Origin of the sequence: Leifsonia sp. 22587 (genome assembly GCF_052044215.1) — a bacterium.
GTDB classification, from domain to species: Bacteria; Actinomycetota; Actinomycetes; order Actinomycetales; family Microbacteriaceae; genus Leifsonia; species Leifsonia shinshuensis_C.
The window spans coordinates 540,148-556,680 of record NZ_JBQENB010000002.1 but is presented as its reverse complement, the minus strand read 5'-3'; the positions used below and the strand labels follow the sequence as shown (position 1 = coordinate 556,680).

The following is a 16,533-nucleotide window of genomic DNA, read 5'->3' as shown; positions in this document are numbered from 1 at the left end:
TCGGCACGAATTTCACCCCGGCCGCAAAGCGCGCAGCCGCGCCGCGCGCTCAGGCGACGGGGCGGGTGCTGCCGCGGTCGACCAGCTCCGGCTCGATGAAGCGGACGCGCGGCTCGCCGGCCTCCTCGGGCGAGTGGATGCGGCGGATGAGCTGGCGCACCGCCTCCTGCCCGAGACGGTCCGGGGAGGTCTCGGTGGCGGTGTAGGGCAGCGAGAAGGCCTGGCCGAACTCCTGTGAGAAGACGCCGACCACAGAGAGGTCGTCGGGCACGCGCATCCCGCGCTTGTCGAGGTATGCGGGGAGTGCGGCGATCGTCGCGTCGTTGTGGACCATCAGCGCGGTGGCGTGGGGGGATGCGGCCAGCGCCGCATCCAGGGAGTCCGTGATTCCGGGCTGCCGCGAGTCGCCCTCGTGGGCGACGAGACGGATCCCGTAGCGCGCGGCCCGTTCGACGGCGGCGTCGCGGAAGCGCCAGGCGTAGGAGCCGCCGCGCTCGTAGACGTGGCGCGGAGGCGTGATCAGCACGACGTCGCGGTGCCCGAGGTCAGCGAGGTGGTCGACCACGATCCGCGCAGCCTCCCCGAAGTCGAGGTCGTAGGAGTCGAATCCCTCGCCGTTGCGGGCGTAGCCGATGAGCACCGCGGGCTGCGGCGCTTCCCGCAGCGGCTCCAGCCGGGAGTCGTCGTAGGTGACGTCGAGTAGCACGACGCCGTCGATCATCGCCGACGACGTGGTGCGGCGCACGGCGTTGACGCGGTCGGCGTCCGTCACCATCAGCAGGTCGTAGCCGTGCTCGCGCGCGGTGGTGGAGACGGGGAGCACGTACTGCAGCATCGCGGGGGCGAACTCGTCCTCCTGGAACTGCAGGTAGAGCCCGAGCACGTTCGTCTGCGCGGTGGCCAGGGCGCGCGCGCCGGCGTTCGGGGTGAAGCCGAGCTCGTCGATGGCGGCCTGGATGCGCGTCCTGGTCTCCTCGGAGATGGCGCGTTTTCCGGACAGCGCGTACGAGACGGTGCTGCGCGAGACGCCGGCGACGCGGGCGACGTCGCCGATGGTCGCTGCCATGCTTCCTCCTCGCTGTGGGCGCTGCGGACGACACCGCATCACAGGATCGTCCCCGTGATTCTGTCACGCGGCACCTTGCGGCGGCGCGCTGCGCGGCCGCAATACGTCGAATCGGTTCGCCCGTCGGACGCGGCGCGCCAGCGCCCGCGCCAGACTGCGGCCTCTCGGAACGTTCGCGGCTGCTCGCCGCACCGCAACCGTTCCAAACGGGCGCAGTTACGCCCAAGGGGCGTACGAGCGCGAGATCGAATCGGTTCGACGGACGCGACCGCCCGCCGCGACCGCCCGCCGCGACCACCTACCGCGCAGCCCCGCCCCTCCCGGTCCGACCCCGCGGGCTCGGCGGCACGTCGAGGCTGCCCTCATCGAGGAGCTGCAGCCCGAGCGGCGTGGACGCCGACACCACCAGCGCGCTCACCCAGTCCGCGTTGATCTCCGGGAACCGGCTGCCGGAGTACTTGAAGTGCAGGTCGGTGTGCGGCCCGATCCAGACCGCGCTGCGGCCGTCGCCGACGCTCTCGTTGTCGCGCCAGTTCAGCATGAACGACTCCTGGCGGCGGAGCTTCGTGGCCACGGCGAGCTGCAGGTGGGCGAGCACGCGGTCCTCGAAGGCAATGGCCAGCCGCCCGGCGCCGTAGAAGAGGGTTCCCATCGTCCCGGCTCCTCGTGGCTAATCCGGGTAGTGCTCGCTCGAGAACTCGGGGTTCTCCTCGAACACCGGTCGCGACGGCTGCAGCCGTGCCGTCTTGTCGCGCATCGACTCCGTGGCCTCCGCATCCGTCAGATCGACGCCGCGGTCGAGGGCCGGGGCCGCGAACAGCTGACTGGCCGGTCCGATGAGCAGCCGGGTGCGGCCCTGCATCCCCTCGTCGGAGAGGGCAGGCACCGTCACCAGGTCCGATTTGCCCACATCCGCCAGGGCTCGCGCGTACTGGACGAGTGCGTCGCAGACATCGTCGTCGAGGAAGATGTGCCCCCCGGCGTAATACAACTTCTCCATATCCCATGATTTCCACCGATCCGCACACTTTTCCAGCCCCTGGTGCATCCGAATGGCCTCCGGATGCAGAAAGCATCACGGGAGGATCCGTTCGGCTCCTCCGACAGGACGAAGGGGTTCCCTGATGAAGAGAAAGTGGTGGTGGCGTCTCGGCGCCGTGGCCGTGGCGGCAGCGCTGACGCTGGTCGGCGTCGCGCCGGCGAACGCAGCACCCGCGCCCGCCTGGCGGTCGTTCGGGATCGCGCAGGTCTCCGTGTTCCACGGCGTGCCGAACACGCCCGTGGACGTCTACGTCGACGGCCTCCGGGTCCTCAACGACTTCCAGCCGGGCACCGTGACCGGCCCGTACCTCCTGCCGTCGGGCACGTACCGCCTGGCCATCACGGCGGCGGATGCGCGCAACGACCGCAACCCGGTGATCGGCCCGGTGTCGGTGACCTTCAACCGCAACACCAGCTACACGGTCGCCGCTCACCTGACCGCGTCCGGGGCGCCGACGGCGACGGTGTTCACCAACGACATCTCGACGACTCCCTACGGGACCGGACGGCTCATCGTCCGCCACACCGCGGCCGCTCCGGCCGTGGACGTCCTGGCCGGTGGGACGCCCGTGATCCGTGGGCTCACCAATCCGAACCAGGCCGCACTCGTCCTTCCGCAGGGCACCGCGAACGCAGCGGTCGCGCCGGCCGGAACCACCGCGCCGGTGATCGGCCCGGCGGCCGTGCCGGTGAAGGCGCGGACCGACACGATCGTCTACGCCTGGGGCAGCGCCGCGGCGGGGAATCTGACCGTGGCCGTGCAGTCGCTGCGTCAGGGCGGCCTGCTCACCGTGCCCTGGATGATCCACCGATGACCCGTGACGGGGTCGCGTGCGGCGGAGGCCCGCGGCCCCGTCACGCCCGGGGGAGGAGGACCGGACTGCGATGCGCGTCGTAGAGCGACATGTGGGAGCGGCGGTCCACGCCTTCTTCGACGGCCGCTGGTCCCTCTTCCTCGCCGGCCGGGTCTCCACCCGGGGCCGCGAGGATTTCCGCCGTCGGCTGAGCGGTCCGGTCGAGGTGAAGCGAGAGTTCTGCACCCCGGTCGACGGGCTGAGCGACGGCGAGCTGTACGACCTGCTGGTGTCGCTCGGTGCGCCGGACGGTTGCGTCCTGGTCAAGGACGGCCTGGTCGAGGACGAGCTCACCAGCCTCCGCTCGGCCCTCCGCCGCGTGTGCGTCAGCCGCGAGGGCGCGCTGATCTCGTGCATCCCGGGCCGCCTGGCGGTCCTGCAGTGCGACTGCGGTCGCACCCGTCTTCTTCTGCGTGCCGTCCCCCGGCCGCAGAGCGCGAACGAACCATCCACCCATGACGAGGGGACGAACCGATGAACTGGACTGCGGACGACATCGCGGCCGCACTCGGCGATCTCGCCGAGGCGCTGAGCACCGCGCCGACGGCCGAGCAGGTCGCCCGGCTGACCGCTCAGCTCAGCCGGCGGGAGCGCGCCGTGCTGGCGCTCTTCTTCGAGCGCCTGGCCGACCTGGAGAGCGGCAGCGAAGCGCTGGCCAGCTGACCGGCGCCTCCGCCGCATGCGACGACGCCGCGTACGACGACGCCGCGTACGACGACGCCGCGTGCGACGACACCGCATGCGACGACGAGTGGATGCGCTCAGCGCGCCGGGCGCCCGTCACCCGTCGATCGGCGTGGCCGTGACGATGACGTTGTCGCGATAGTGGCCGGTCGACTCGTCGAAGGTGCCGCCGCAGGTGATGAGCACCAGCCGCGCGGGTCCCGTCGCGACGAAGAAGCTGGTCAGCGAGCCGGGCGCCTTCTGCGGCTGGGCTTTGCCGTCCACGCGGAACGTCCGCATCCCTGCGTCGCCTCGCAGCTCGACGACCGTGCCCGCGCTCGCGTCGTTGAGCTTGCTGAACGGTCCGATGCCGTCCCACGCGTCGATGTGGGCCACCACGACGATCGAGCCGGACCGGTCGAGCATCCCCGACGAGTAGCGGTACCAGCCGGCGGTGTGGGATGCGGACGGGATGCTGACGTCGCCGCCGGGGGCGAGCCCGACGGGCTCGACCGGCATGTCGATGCCGAGGGAGGGCACGCTCACCCGCGACGGCGGCTCAGCCGGAGCACCCTGCGGGGCGGCCCGGCTGTCGATGTCGGTGCGGGGGATGCTGTCGGCGATGCCGGGCACCGGTGTGGCCGTGGCGCTCGCCGACGGCGTGGGGGCGGCGGCGCTCCGGGTGGCGGCGCGGTCTTCGGGCGACCCCGCCGCGCATCCCGAGAGGGACACCAGCGCGAGGGCGGCGCCGAGTACGGCAGCCGCCCTCGCGTGGTGGGGGGATGGGTGCATCATCCCCGGGCGGACTCCGCACGCTTCCGCCGGACGACCAGCCCGCCGGTCAGTGCTCCTCCGAGGAGCAGCGCCAGGGCGCCGATCCAGAGGGCGGTCTGCTGTGTGGCGGCCGCCTGCTCGGCGCGGAAGGCCGCGCCCGTGGTTCCCGCCTGCACGCCGTTCGGGGGAGTCCCCAGCCCGTCGACGGTCTGGATCATGAGGGCGAGGTTCTTGTCGGTGGCGCTTCCGTAGGCGTACACGATGGTGTTCGTGCCGTCCTTGACCGTCACGTCGGCCGGCCCGATGAGCGCGGGGTCCGTCGTGCCGGCGGCGGTCACGGAGGCCGAGACGGTCGTCGCGGGCAGGTCGAGCTTCTGCTCGTTCGGGTTGGTCAGGTTGCTGACGATCGGCTTGCCGCCGACCACCACATCCACCGCGGGGGCCGCTGCCACGTGACGGACCGTGAGGCGTCCCTGTCCGGCGGCCGTCGCCGACGTGTCGTTGGTGAACAGCGTCGCGGTCGGCTTGCCCGACGCGTCGAGGTGCGCGACCGCCGAGAAGTCGCCCCCGGCGGTGAGTGGCAGGTTGATCGGGCCGATGACGGGGCTGTCCGTCGCGGATGCCGCGCCGACCTTGGTGATCGAGACGCTGTACGTCCCGGCGGGCAGGGTCAGCGGGCCGGCCATGGTGCCCGGCTGGAAGTTCTTGATCGTGTCCGTGCCGTTCACCCAGACATCGACCGGTGTGCCGGGCACCCCGTGGATGACGGAGAGCTGGGCGTCGGACCCGGCTGCCGTCGCGGGCGCTGCGCCGACGGCCCACGCCAGCGCGGCGACCACCACGGCGGTTGCGGATAGTGCTCTGATCTTCATCGATCCTCCTCGGTAGGGCGGGCGTCGTTTCGCGCCGCATGCCCATACCTTCCGGATGAGAGGGAGATCGGATGCACCCGGCCGGGATCTGCCAGGAAGACCGGAGGTAGCTCGGCCGGCCGGAGAGCCGTGCCGGCGTCGTCAGCCGGTCGCCGAGAGCTTTCCGCGGACGATGCTGTCGCCCGAGTGCGCCGGGTCGCCGTTGAGGGGCTGCTGGGAGATGTCGACCACGGGGTAGTCCGCCGCGGCGATGTTCGGGGGCATCACGAACCGCCCGCTGCCGCCGTCTAGCAGTCCGACGCTGATCGACTTGGTGAGGTCAGAGTTCATCAGCCAGACCTCGCGGAAGTCCGACCCGTCGGAGTCGACCGCCGGCGAGTCGAGCTTCACGGCCAGCACAGTCGTTCCGTCCGGCTCGCGTTCCATCGTCGCCTTCCCGTTCGACGTCGACCAGGCGGGGAGGCCGGCGAGCGTCGCCTGCGCCTCGACCTGAGGCGCGGCGGGGCGGACGAAGACGAACACGGCGACGAGAGCTGCGACCACGAGCACGGCGGCGGAGGCGACCAGCGCCGGCCAGCGGCGGCGGCCGCGGCGCCCTCTGCGGGGGACGACGTCGCCGGAACGGCCGCCGGGCGTCGCCGAGGATGTCGAAGCAGGCACCGTCGATCGGTCGACGGAGGTCTCGATGAGGGGCGGTTCGAGGGTCAGCTGCGCGCTGATCCGCTCCCACACCTGAGGAGACGGGTCCTGGAGCGGGAAGTCGACCGGCCCGTTCTCGCGGGCGGCCCGCGTGACGCGGGTCAGCCGGTCGAGCTCGCTGCGGCACTCGGCGCAGTTGAGCACGTGCTCGACGTCGGCCTCGTCGACGTCCGGGTCGCCGAGTGCCAGCATCGCGAGCACATCGGGATCGCTATGCGTCATCGGCGTCCTCCAATCGTGCTCGGAGCCTGAGCAGGCTGCGCCGGATGTGACTCTTGACCGTACCCAGCGGAAGGTCCAGTTTGGCTGCGATCTGGCTATGGGTGAGCCGGTCGTAGAAGGCCAGGCGCATGATCTGCTGCGGGATGGGCTCGAGCAGCTCGAGCTCCTGACTCATCGTGACGCTGTCGGCGATCTCGTCCGTCCAGGTCAGCGACTGCAGGTAGACGCTCTCCATCAGGGCCTGCAGTTCGCGTTGCCGCTTCGCGCGGGCCTCGTAGGCGTCCACGATCTTGTGGCGAGTGATCGCCATCAGCCAGGTGCTGAGCTTGGCGCGCTCCGGGTCGAAGCCGGCCCGTCCCTGCCAGGCGGCGACGAACACCTGCTGCGTGACGTCCTCGGCGTCGGCGACATCGCCGAGCGAGCGCAGCGCGAGCGTGTAGACCAGCCGGCCCCAGCGCTGGTACAGCCGCTCGATCGCGTTCACGTCACCGGTCTGGAGCCCGGTGATCAGTGAACGCTCGGTGTCATCCACAGGCTCATCATCGCTCCCTGGGGCGCACGTGCCAAGGCGGCGGACGCGATCCACAGCGATCACGCGGACTGGCACCGTCACGGATAGCCTGGAGCGCATGCGCCCCGAGCTCATCCATCTCACCGCCGCCGGTGTCAGCGTCCTGCTCGACCTCCGTGGGGGCCAGCTGCCGACCATCCCGCACTGGGGAGCGGCGCTCGGGCCGGTGGATGCTGCGGAGGCCGCCGCCATCGCGGTGAGCGACGTGCGGCCGGTCGCCCCGAATGCGCCCGACGAACCGGCGCGGGTCGCCATCCTGCCCGAGCAGCGCACCGGGTGGCTCGGCCGGCCGGGGCTCAGCGGCAGCCGTGACGGCGCCGACTGGTCGCCGTACTTCCGGGTGGCGGAGGTGACCGTCGGCGACGGCGAGTCCAAGCTCGACGGCGACCTCCTCACCCTGCCCGCCGGCGGAGGCGTGTCCATCGTCGCCCGGGATGCGACCGCCGCTCTGCAGCTCACGCTCGACGTCGAGCTGTCGGCGGCCGGGGTGCTGCGGTCGGCGGCCACGCTCCGGAACGACGGCGACACCTACCGCCTCGACGACCTCGGGATCGCGTACCCGGTCCCGGCACGTGCCCGCGAAGTGCTCGACTTCGCCGGACGCTGGGCCAAGGAGCGCACGCCGCAACGGCGTCCGCTCACGGTCGGCGCGCACGTCCGGGAGGGGCGCCGGGGCCGCACCGGCGCGGATGCCGCGACCCTGCTCATCGCCGGCGAGCCGGGGTTCGGTTTCGCCCAGGGCGAGGTCTGGGGAGTCCACACCGCGTTCAGCGGCAACCACCGCCACTACGCCGAGCGCCTGTCCGGCGGCGAGCAGGTCATCGGCGGCGGCGAGCTGCTGCTGCCGGGCGAGATCCGACTGGGCCGCGGCGAGAGCTACCGCACGCCGTGGGTCTACGGCGTCTACGGCGACGGGCTCGACGACCAGGCGCACCGCCTTCACCGGCACTTGCGTGCGCGGGCGCAGCATCCACGTCGCCCGCGTCCGGTCACGCTCAACGTGTGGGAGGCGGTCTACTTCGACCACGACCTCTCCAAGCTCACCGCTCTCGCCGACCGCGCCGCGTCGGTCGGGATCGAGCGTTTCGTGCTCGACGACGGCTGGTTCCGGCACCGGCGGAACGACCGCGCCGGACTCGGCGACTGGTACGTGGACGAGGACGTCTGGCCGGACGGTCTCACGCCGCTGATCGACCACGTGCGCGGTCTCGGCATGGAGTTCGGCCTCTGGTTCGAGCCCGAGATGGTGAATCCCGACTCCGACCTGGCGCGCGCGCATCCCGAGTGGATCATGCAGACCGGCGGCCGGCTGCCCGTGGAGTCCCGGCACCAGCAGGTGCTGAATCTCGGCATGCCCGAGGCGTACGCGTACGTCCGCGACCGCATGGCCGACATCCTCGCAACGAACGACATCGCCTACATCAAGTGGGACCACAACCGCGACCTGGTGGATGCGGGGACCGCCCCCGGCGGCGCACCCGGCGTGCACGAGCAGACCCTGGCCGCCTACCGGCTGATGGCCGAGCTGAAGGAGCGCTTCCCCGGCCTCGAGATCGAGTCGTGCAGCTCCGGCGGCTCGCGGGTGGACCTCGGCGTGATCGAGCACACCGACCGGGTCTGGGTGTCGGACTGCATCGACCCCCTGGAGCGGCAGGGCATGATGCGGTGGACCCAGCAGCTCCTGCCGCCGGAGCTCCTCGGCGCCCACGTCGCGTCGGAGTACTCGCACACCACCCACCGCCACCACGACCTCGGCTTCCGCGCCGGCTCGGCCCTCTTCGGGCACTTCGGCGTCGAGTGGGACCTGACGTCCGCATCCGACGCCGACCTCGCCCAGCTGGGGGAGTGGATCGCGTTCCACCGCGAGCACCGCGACCTCCTGCACCACGGCGACCTGGTGCGCATGGACGACCTCGACCCCACCTTCTGGGTGAGCGGAGTCGTCTCGCCGGATCAGCGCCGTGCCCTGTTCTCCCTCGCCTTCCTGGGCCGGTCGGACGCGGCCCCGCTCGGCCGGTTCACGCTGCGCGGGCTCGACGATGAGACCCGCTACCGCGTCGTGCCGCTGACCCTCGGCGACCCCGCCGGCAGCCAGGGGGTGCCCCCGTGGTTCTTCGCAGGACGCGACGACACCCCGACGGCGGCGGACGGCGTCACGCCGCTCTCCCGCCCGCTCGGCGGCCGTGCCGGCCGTGACACCCCCGCTCCCACGGGGATCGAGCTGAGCGGGCGAGCCCTCCGCCGCACCGGCCTTCAGGCGCCGCTCTCGTTCCCGGACCGCGTCTGGCTGCTGAGCGTGGAGGCCGTCTAGACCCGGCGTACGGTGGCGGACGTGCAGACGTTCCTGCCCTATCCGTCGTTCGCCCGCAGCGTCCGCGTGCTGGACCGCGCCCGGATGGGCAAGCAGCGCGTCGAGGCGCTGCAGGTGCTGCGCGCCATCACCGTGCCCGGATACGGCTGGCGCCACCACCCGGTGGCGAAGATGTGGCGCGGCTACCTGCCCGCGCTCACGAAGTACGCCCTCGAGTCGACGGACGCCTGGATCGAGCTGGGCCACGCCGACACCGTGCGCCCGCAGGTGCTGGCGTTCGCCCCCGAGGTGGCGGACCTCCCGCAGGACGAGCTCGACCTGCCCCCATGGATCGGCGACCCGGCCTTCCACCGGAGCCACCAGTCCAACCTGGTGCGCAAGGACCCCGAGTTCTACCGCCCGCTCTTCCCCGACGTCCCCGACGACCTCCCCTACATCTGGCCCGGCCCCACCCGCGAGGCCGACCTCCTGCCGTAGACGGCACGGCCCGTTAGCGCGCGGCGCCTCCGCGCGCAACCTTTATGACGCTCGTTGAGCATCGCTACCGAATGTGACGGCCGGGGATGCGTCGTGTCCGGTGCGGTTCTAACGTCGGCGAGGCACCCATCACCCGTCTCCGCAGCCCGATGTGAAGGACACAGCATGAAGACTCTCCTCCGGGGCGCCGCACTCGCGTCCGTCGCCGCCCTCGCCGTCACCGGCCTCGCCGCCTGCGCCGGCGGCTCCGCAGCCTCCGGCGACTCGTCCTCGAAGAGCCCCGTCTACTTCGGCGTCTCGTCCGCCACCACCGGCCAGTACGCCCAGTACGGCGAGCAGTTCAAGGAAGCGTTCGACCTCGCTGTCGAGCAGGTCAACGCGAAGGGCGGCATCAACGGCCACCCCGTCCAGCTCAAGTACGAGGACTCGCAGTCCGACCCCAAGCAGTCGGTCGCCGTCGCCCAGAAGTTCGTCGGCGACGACAGCGTCAGCCTCGTGTTCGGCGACTACTCATCGGCGGCGTCCATCCCCGCCTCGCCGATCTACACCGCCGGGAAGCTGGTGCAGTACGGCTTCAACAACTCCAACCCCGACTTCACCGCCAAGGGCACCCAGTACCAGTGGTCCACCTCGATCACCACGAGCGCGACCTACACCTGGACCGCCGACTACATCAAGAAGCAGGGCATCGACTCCGTCGGCGTCAGCTACCTGAACACGGCCGACTGGGGCATCCCCGCGTTCAACGCCTTCAAGGCGGAGGCGAAGAAGGTCGGACTCAAGATCACCGACGCCGAGGGGGTCCAGGACACCTCCGACGACTACCGTCCGTCGCTGACCAAGGCGGTCGCGGGCAAGCCGAAGGCCTTCGTGCACATCGGCTACGGCCCCGACGCCGCCAAGATCGTCACGCAGCTGCGGGCGATCGGCTACGACGGCACCTTCTACGGCGGCCAGGACGAGCAGTCGTTCGACGGCACGAAGGATGCGGAGGGCGCGATCAACGGCGCCGAGTTCCTGTCCTCGAACCCGGCGCCCGAGGTGCAGTCGTTCGTGAAGGCCTTCAAGAAGAAGTACCCGCAGGAGGCCGAGGTCACCGGCTTCGAGGCCGGCGCCTACGACGCGCTCAACGTCGCCGTCGCCGCCGCGAAGATCGGCGGGACGGACCGCGCGGGCATCCTCGCCGGGTTCAAGAAGGTGAAGGATGTGCCGAGCGTCGTCTACGGGAAGATCACCTTCGACCAGTCTACGCGCCGCGTGGCCTCGCCCCAGCTGACCCCGAGCATCCTGCGCGACGGGAAGTGGGTCGCGTACAACGGCTGACCCGCCGTCCACACGCACATCATGCTCGACACTTTGATCGCCGGCCTGCTCCGAGGGAACGTCTACGCCCTCGGAGCGGTCGGCATCTCGCTCGTCTTCGGCGTCATGAACGTCGTCAACTTCGCCCAGTTCTCCTTCTTCGGCCTGGGTGCGATGCTGTCCTGGTTCTTCATCGTCAAGCTCGGGCTGCCGTTCTGGCTGGCGCTCGTCGCTGTGCTGGTGGTGTGCGGTCTGCTCGGGCTGCTGATCAACGTCACCGTGGTGCGTCCGCTGGCGAAGTTCCTGCCGCTCGCGGCGATGCTCTCCACCTATGCCATCTCGCTGATCCTCGACAACGCGTCGCAGATCGCGTTCACGGCGCAGTTCCGCGTGTTCCCGGATGTGCTGCCCACGTCGAACCTGCACATCGGCAACATGCGGTTCGGCACCTCCGATCTGGTCATGCTGGGCACCACGGCCGTGATCATGGTCGTGATGACGCTCTTCCTGAAGTACGGGAAGATCGGCCGAGCGATCCGTGCCACCGCGCAGGATCAGGAGGCCGCCCTGCAGATGGGCATCCCGGTCGGCCAGGTACAGCACGTGTCGTTCGTGATCGCGTCCGCGCTCGGTGGACTGGCCGGAGTGTTCATCGCCCTCTACGTCGGCGTCGCGAATCCGAACTCCGGGCTGGATGTCGGGCTCACGGCGTTCGTCGCGGCGACGCTCGGCGGTCTCGGGTCGCTCGCCGGCGCGGTCATCGGCGGCTTCGTGCTCGGCATCCTGGAGGCGTTCGGCATCCACTTCTTCGGCGACACCGCGCGCGAGATCGTGGTCTTCGTCATCCTGATCGTGGTGCTCATCGTGCGCCCGGGCGGCCTGCTCGGCAAGGTTCCGCTGATCTCGACAGAGCCTCTGACCGGCACGTTCCTCGGCAAGGGGCGCCCGATCCGCATCCCGCGCTGGGTGTGGCTGGTGGCCTTCGTGGTCGCGGGCGTCGCCGTCCCGCTGTTCGGGAACGACTACCTGCTGACCACCGGGACGCAGGTGCTCATCTACGCGATCATCGCCGCGGGCTTCACGGTCACCGCCGGACAGGCGGGCGTGCTCGCTCTCGGACAGGCGGGCCCGATCGCGATCGGCGCGTACGCGTCCGCGCTGCTCACCCTGTACGTTCACGTCCCGTTCTGGGTCGCGCTCCCGCTGGCGGGCATCGCGGCGGCGGTCGTCGCGTCCATCCTCGCCTCGCCGATCTGGGGCGTGAAGGGCCACTACATCTCGATCGCGACGCTCGGTCTCGGCATCGCCATCGTCGCCGTGATCCAGCTGGTGCTGCCGCAGGGGCTCTACAACATCCCGGTCCCGGAGTGGTTCGGGACGCCGCTGAACACCCCGCAGGCGTACTACCTGATCGACTTCGCGGTGCTGGCGTTCACGCTGCTCGTCATGTGGCGGCTGCGCTCGTCGCACCTCGGGAAGGTCATCTCGTCGGTGGGCTCCGACGAGGTCGCGGCGCTGGCGTCCGGCGTCCGCGGGCGCAACTACAAGGCGCTCGCCTTCGCGGTCTCCGGCTTCTTCGCCGGGATCGGCGGTTCGCTGCTCGCCCACCAGTACACGTACATCGACCCGACGATCTTCACCATGCTGATGTCGCTGCTGGTCGTGACCATCGTCATCCTGGGCGGCATCAACCTTCCGTACGGCGCCGTCGTCGGCGCCATCGTGCTGATCGGTGCGATGGAGCTGCTCCGGTTCACGCCGGAGCTGCGCATCATCGTCTACGGCCTGGTCCTCATTCTTGTGGTGCGGTTCAGGCCGGGAGGGGTCCTGGTGAGGAACGCATGAGCGACGTGCTGCTGGACGTGCGCGACCTGGAGCGCCACTTCGAGGGCCTGGCCGCGGTCGACGGGATCTCGTTCACTGTCGGACGCGGTGAGGTCGTGTCGATCATCGGCCCGAACGGCTCGGGGAAGACCACGACGCTGAACCTCGTGACCGGCGCCCTCCGGCCGAACGGCGGGACCATCGCGCTGGACGGCGAGCGGATCGACCGCGCGGACAGCGCCAAAATCGCCGAGCACGGGATCGCGCGGACCTTCCAGAACGGGCGGGTCTTCGCGACGCTGTCGGTCGCCGACAACATCGAGGTCGGCCTCCACTCGACCCTCCGGGCGAACCGGCCGTTCCGGAGGCTCTCGAACCTCTTCTTGCTGCGCTGGATCCCCCTGCTCGCCGAGCTGTACATCGCGATCGTCGGCACTCCCGCCTCCCGCCGGGAGCAGCGCAGGATCGACGAGGTGATCGCAGCCGAGATCGACCGCTTCGAGGCACGGCTCGGCCCCCGCCGCGACGACCCGGCGTACTCGCTCAGCTATGCCAACCGGCGTCGCACGGAGATCGCCCGGGCGCTGGCCCTCGACCCCAAGCTGCTCGTGCTCGACGAGCCGACCGCCGGTATGAACCAGTCCGAGACGGCCGAGGTGCTGCAGCAGCTGCTCGAGCTGAAGGCGGCGGGGCAGACCATCCTGCTGGTGGAGCACAAGCTCGACCTGGTGATGACCGTGTCCGACCGCGTGATCGTGATGGACGGCGGCCGCATCATCGCGCAGGGCCGGCCGGAAGAGGTCCGCCGCGACACGGCGGTTGTCGAGGCGTACCTGGGCCGCCGCCGCGGGCTCGGAGGGGTGGACCTGGTATGACCGAGCTGCTCGCCCTCGACGACGTGAACGTCTACTACGGACCGTTCCACGCCCTCCGCGGCAACACCCTGACCGTGGGGGAGGGGGAGATCGTCTCGCTGCTCGGCGGCAACGCGAGCGGCAAGTCCACGACGATGAAGACCATCCTGGGCCTGGTGCGGCCGCGCACGGGCACGGTCCGGTTCGCCGGGGAGGACATCACGCAGGCCTCCACCCGCCGCCGGGTGCGGGCGGGGATCGCCTCGGTCCCCGAAGCGCGTCGCGTGTTCCCCGAGATGACCGTGGACGAGAACCTGATCGCCGGCGCCTACACCCGGCGCGACAAGGCGGGCATCGCCGAGGACCTCGACCGGATGCGCACCCACTTCCCCCGGCTCGCCGAGCGTCGCAAGCAGCAGGCGGGGACGCTGTCCGGCGGCGAGCAGCAGATGCTCGCGTTCGCCCGGGCCCTGATGAGCCGGCCGCGACTCGTCTGCATGGACGAGCCGACGATGGGCCTCTCGCCGAAGCTGGTCGACCAGGTGCTCGACGAGATCGTGCGCATCAACCGCGAGCTCGGCGTGGCCGTGCTGTTCGTCGAGCAGCAGGCCGAGCTCGCGCTGTCGATCGCTTCGCGCGGGTACGTGCTGGCGACCGGCGCGATCGTGCTGCAGGGGACCGCGCGCGAGCTGCTCGACGACCCGCAGATCCAAGAGGCGTACCTCGGAAAGGCAGTGTAGACAGTGACCACCCCTTCGAGCGGACGGACGCGGCTCGGATTCTTCACCCGGCTCCTCGACGACGGCACCGCGCAGCAGCGGTACCGCAACGCGCTCGACCAGTTCGTCCGCGCCGAGGAGCTCGGGTTCGACTCCGTGTGGGTGGCGCAGCACCACTTCCATGAGGACGAGGGCGGCCTCCCGTCCCCGTTCGTGCTGCTCGCGCAGGCGGCGGCGCGCACCTCGCGCATCCGGCTCGCAACGGGGATCGTGACGTTGCCGCTCGAGGCGCCGCTGCGCGTGGCGGAGGATGCGGCGGTGCTGCAGCTGCTGTCGGACGGCCGGGTGGAGCTGGGCATCGGCTCCGGCGGAACGCCCTCGTCGTTCCCGCCCTTCGGGTACGACTCGGCGGACCGCGCGACCATCTACGACCGCCACCGCGGAATCCTCGAGGACGCCCTCCGCGGCGACGTGCTCACCACGGACGGCGGCACGCTGTACCCGTCCGCCCCGGACCTCCTCGGCGTGATCTGGGAGGCGACGTTCTCCGCGGCCGGCGCCGAGCGGATCGGTCGCCGGGGCAACGGACTCATGCTCTCCCGCACCCAGCCGCGCCCGCAGTGGGACGGGCCGTCGTCGCCCGAGCTGCAGGAGGCCATCGTGGATGCGTACCTCGCCGCCCTGCCGAGCGGTTCCGCCCCGCGCATCCTGGCCTCCCGGTCGGCGCTCGTCGTCGACACCGAGGAGGAGGCGGCGCGCTGGATCCAGCGCGGCATCGAGCGCAGCGCCGGCTACCTGCGGTCGCAGCGCATCGAGGTGCCGGACGGCGTGTCCGACACCGAGCTGCTGGCCTGGCTCGACGTGCACGTGGGGACGCCGGAGCAGGTGCTGGCCTCGCTGCGGACGGACACCGTGCTCCGCCGCGCCACCGACGTCGCGTTCCAGCCGCATCCCATCGACCCGTCGCACGACGCGGTGCTGCGATCGCTGGAACTCCTCGCGACGCGCGTCGCGACCGAACTCCTCGGCTGGTCGCCCGCGCGCCCCTGACCCGACCGTCCCCGATCGAAAGGATCACCATGACCGACGTCATCGACCGGCTCGTCGGCATCGCCCCCGGCGACGCCCTCGACACCCTTCGCGACCAGCGGCCCAGCGCCCGGGCGAACGCCCAGGCCAGCTACGACGCGCTGTTCGATGCGGACGAGCTGGCGCACGTGGCCCAGCGGGAACGCCTGGCCATCGCCTACTGGACTGTGGCGCTGTCCCAGTCGCCGACGTCCGCGTACTACCGCGACCTGCTGGCCGCCGAGGACGCGGCCCTGCTGCAGGCGCTGGAGTCGGCGCTGCCCGGCGCGGTGACCAGCGGCCCCTACGGCTCGTACCCGGAGGGACCGCTGAGCGTCGAGGATGTCGCCGGCCCGATCTGGCAGCCGGATGCGGCACTCGCGGCCGCCGTCGGGGACAGGCTCGCCGCCGCGCTCGCCCACACGCACCTCCTGGTCTACCGGCCGCGGGACTCGTCGCCGGCCGCGATTCAGGCCCTGCTCGACGCCGGGTGGTCGGCCGACGGGATCGTCACGCTGTCGCAGCTCGTCGCCTTCCTCAGCTTCCAGCTCCGCGTGGTCGCGGGCCTCACCGTCCTGAAAGGAGAGCTCGCATGAGCGAGACCGTCATCCAGCACACGTTCGAGGCGCCCAACGTCTTCACGCAGGAGGAGCTCGGCTGGGAGGCGTGGCTCCCGCCGCTGCCGCTCGAGGAGCTGACGGACCGGCACTACGACGGCCTGGTCGACCGCGGGCGCGCCAACAGCCCGTACTTCCGCCTGCTGGTGCGCGACCCCGACATCCTGGGGGCGCGGACGCGCACGGACAACGACATCTTCTACAACGAGAAGGGCGGCCTGACGCGGGCACTTCGTGAGCTGTCTGCCACGGCCGCCTCGCGCACCAACGGCTGCATCTTCTGCGCGTCTGTCCACTCGCGCTTCGCCAGCCACAAGTCGAAGCGGCCCGAGGACGTGCAGCGCCTGCTCGACGAGGGCACCTCGGCGCGGCAGGACGACCCGCAGTGGCGCGCCGTCATCGACGCCTCGGTCGCGCTGACGCGCATCCCGGACGAGTTCGGTCCGGAGCACGTGCGCGCGCTGCGTGACGCCGGGCTGGACGACGTGGCGATCATCGACGCCATCAACGGCGCTGCCTTCTTCAACTGGGCGAACCGCCTGATGCTGTCGCTGGGGGAGCCGACGCCGCCTGCCGAGAAGCGCTAGGCGCGGCTCCCG

19 protein-coding genes are annotated in these 16,533 nt (G+C 71.0%); 12 read left to right on the top strand and 7 right to left on the bottom strand.

What is annotated here, in order from left to right; all coding sequences use genetic code 11:
* Nucleotides 1–49 precede the first annotated feature (49 nt).
* The 3 genes from ACTJI1_RS10605 to ACTJI1_RS10595 all read right to left on the bottom strand — a co-directional run bounded on the left by ACTJI1_RS10605 (nt 50) and on the right by ACTJI1_RS10595 (nt 2,066).
* A complete protein-coding gene (locus ACTJI1_RS10605; RefSeq protein ID WP_440742582.1) occupies nt 50–1,066 on the bottom strand; it encodes a LacI family DNA-binding transcriptional regulator in 1,017 nt (338 codons plus the stop codon).
* Between the two features lie 298 nt (nt 1,067–1,364).
* On the bottom strand, nt 1,365–1,718 hold the full coding sequence (locus ACTJI1_RS10600) for a DUF7882 family protein (protein WP_310134022.1): 354 nt from the start codon (nt 1,716–1,718) through the stop codon (nt 1,365–1,367).
* Nucleotides 1,719–1,736: 18 nt separating this feature from the next.
* Nucleotides 1,737–2,066, bottom strand: coding sequence for a hypothetical protein (locus ACTJI1_RS10595; RefSeq protein WP_310134023.1), 330 nt, complete (start codon nt 2,064–2,066; stop codon nt 1,737–1,739).
* A gap of 124 nt (nt 2,067–2,190) precedes the next feature.
* Between ACTJI1_RS10595 and ACTJI1_RS10590 the strand changes: the two genes are divergently transcribed.
* The 3 genes from ACTJI1_RS10590 to ACTJI1_RS10580 all read left to right on the top strand — a co-directional run bounded on the left by ACTJI1_RS10590 (nt 2,191) and on the right by ACTJI1_RS10580 (nt 3,624).
* Nucleotides 2,191–2,922, top strand: coding sequence for a DUF4397 domain-containing protein (locus ACTJI1_RS10590; protein ID WP_440742581.1), 732 nt, complete (start codon nt 2,191–2,193; stop codon nt 2,920–2,922).
* A 91-nt stretch (nt 2,923–3,013) separates the two neighbouring features.
* Nucleotides 3,014–3,439, top strand: coding sequence for a hypothetical protein (locus ACTJI1_RS10585; protein WP_440742580.1), 426 nt, complete (start codon nt 3,014–3,016; stop codon nt 3,437–3,439).
* Nucleotides 3,436–3,624: a hypothetical protein gene (locus ACTJI1_RS10580; RefSeq protein WP_310134030.1), complete on the top strand. Its 189-nt coding sequence runs from the start codon at nt 3,436–3,438 to the stop codon at nt 3,622–3,624. Before ACTJI1_RS10585 ends, ACTJI1_RS10580 begins: the two co-directional genes overlap by 4 nt.
* A 117-nt stretch (nt 3,625–3,741) precedes the next feature.
* Here ACTJI1_RS10580 and ACTJI1_RS10575 read toward each other — a convergent pair whose 3' ends face one another.
* From ACTJI1_RS10575 to ACTJI1_RS10560, 4 genes are all read right to left on the bottom strand, one after another.
* On the bottom strand, nt 3,742–4,419 hold the full coding sequence (locus ACTJI1_RS10575; protein WP_440742579.1) for a class F sortase: 678 nt from the start codon (nt 4,417–4,419) through the stop codon (nt 3,742–3,744).
* A complete protein-coding gene (locus ACTJI1_RS10570) occupies nt 4,416–5,270 on the bottom strand; it encodes a DUF4397 domain-containing protein (protein WP_440742578.1) in 855 nt (284 codons plus the stop codon). The genes ACTJI1_RS10575 and ACTJI1_RS10570 overlap by 4 nt, the downstream gene beginning before the upstream one ends.
* A 141-nt stretch (nt 5,271–5,411) precedes the next feature.
* Nucleotides 5,412–6,191 carry an anti-sigma factor gene (locus ACTJI1_RS10565; RefSeq protein WP_440742577.1) on the bottom strand — a complete coding sequence of 260 codons (780 nt, stop codon included), beginning with the start codon at nt 6,189–6,191 and terminating at the stop codon, nt 5,412–5,414.
* Nucleotides 6,181–6,723 (bottom strand): sigma-70 family RNA polymerase sigma factor, encoded by a 543-nt coding sequence (locus tag ACTJI1_RS10560; RefSeq protein ID WP_310134037.1) that lies wholly within the window; start codon nt 6,721–6,723, stop codon nt 6,181–6,183. The genes ACTJI1_RS10565 and ACTJI1_RS10560 overlap by 11 nt, the downstream gene beginning before the upstream one ends.
* Nucleotides 6,724–6,820: 97 nt before the next feature.
* On the opposite strand from ACTJI1_RS10560, the gene ACTJI1_RS10555 reads away from it, so the two are divergent.
* From ACTJI1_RS10555 to ACTJI1_RS10515, 9 genes are all read left to right on the top strand, one after another.
* Nucleotides 6,821–9,073: an alpha-galactosidase gene (locus ACTJI1_RS10555; RefSeq protein ID WP_440742576.1), complete on the top strand. Its 2,253-nt coding sequence runs from the start codon at nt 6,821–6,823 to the stop codon at nt 9,071–9,073.
* Between the two features lie 21 nt (nt 9,074–9,094).
* Nucleotides 9,095–9,550 carry an MSMEG_6728 family protein gene (locus tag ACTJI1_RS10550; protein ID WP_440742575.1) on the top strand — a complete coding sequence of 152 codons (456 nt, stop codon included), beginning with the start codon at nt 9,095–9,097 and terminating at the stop codon, nt 9,548–9,550.
* 165 nt (nt 9,551–9,715) lie between these two features.
* A complete protein-coding gene (locus ACTJI1_RS10545; RefSeq protein WP_440742574.1) occupies nt 9,716–10,873 on the top strand; it encodes an ABC transporter substrate-binding protein in 1,158 nt (385 codons plus the stop codon).
* Between the two features lie 21 nt (nt 10,874–10,894).
* A complete protein-coding gene (locus tag ACTJI1_RS10540; RefSeq protein ID WP_440742573.1) occupies nt 10,895–12,697 on the top strand; it encodes an ABC transporter permease in 1,803 nt (600 codons plus the stop codon).
* Complete coding sequence (locus ACTJI1_RS10535) at nt 12,694–13,551, top strand: ABC transporter ATP-binding protein (protein WP_440742572.1); 858 nt, start codon at nt 12,694–12,696, stop codon at nt 13,549–13,551. Before ACTJI1_RS10540 ends, ACTJI1_RS10535 begins: the two co-directional genes overlap by 4 nt.
* Nucleotides 13,548–14,270 (top strand): ABC transporter ATP-binding protein, encoded by a 723-nt coding sequence (locus tag ACTJI1_RS10530; RefSeq protein WP_310134053.1) that lies wholly within the window; start codon nt 13,548–13,550, stop codon nt 14,268–14,270. Before ACTJI1_RS10535 ends, ACTJI1_RS10530 begins: the two co-directional genes overlap by 4 nt.
* Nucleotides 14,271–14,273: 3 nt before the next feature.
* On the top strand, nt 14,274–15,299 hold the full coding sequence (locus ACTJI1_RS10525; RefSeq protein ID WP_440742571.1) for a putative FMN-dependent luciferase-like monooxygenase: 1,026 nt from the start codon (nt 14,274–14,276) through the stop codon (nt 15,297–15,299).
* Nucleotides 15,300–15,328: 29 nt separating this feature from the next.
* Nucleotides 15,329–15,913, top strand: coding sequence for a CMD domain protein (locus tag ACTJI1_RS10520; RefSeq protein ID WP_440742570.1), 585 nt, complete (start codon nt 15,329–15,331; stop codon nt 15,911–15,913).
* Nucleotides 15,910–16,521 (top strand): alkylhydroperoxidase domain protein, encoded by a 612-nt coding sequence (locus tag ACTJI1_RS10515; RefSeq protein WP_310134061.1) that lies wholly within the window; start codon nt 15,910–15,912, stop codon nt 16,519–16,521. The genes ACTJI1_RS10520 and ACTJI1_RS10515 overlap by 4 nt, the downstream gene beginning before the upstream one ends.
* The last annotated feature ends 12 nt before the right edge of the window (nt 16,522–16,533 follow it).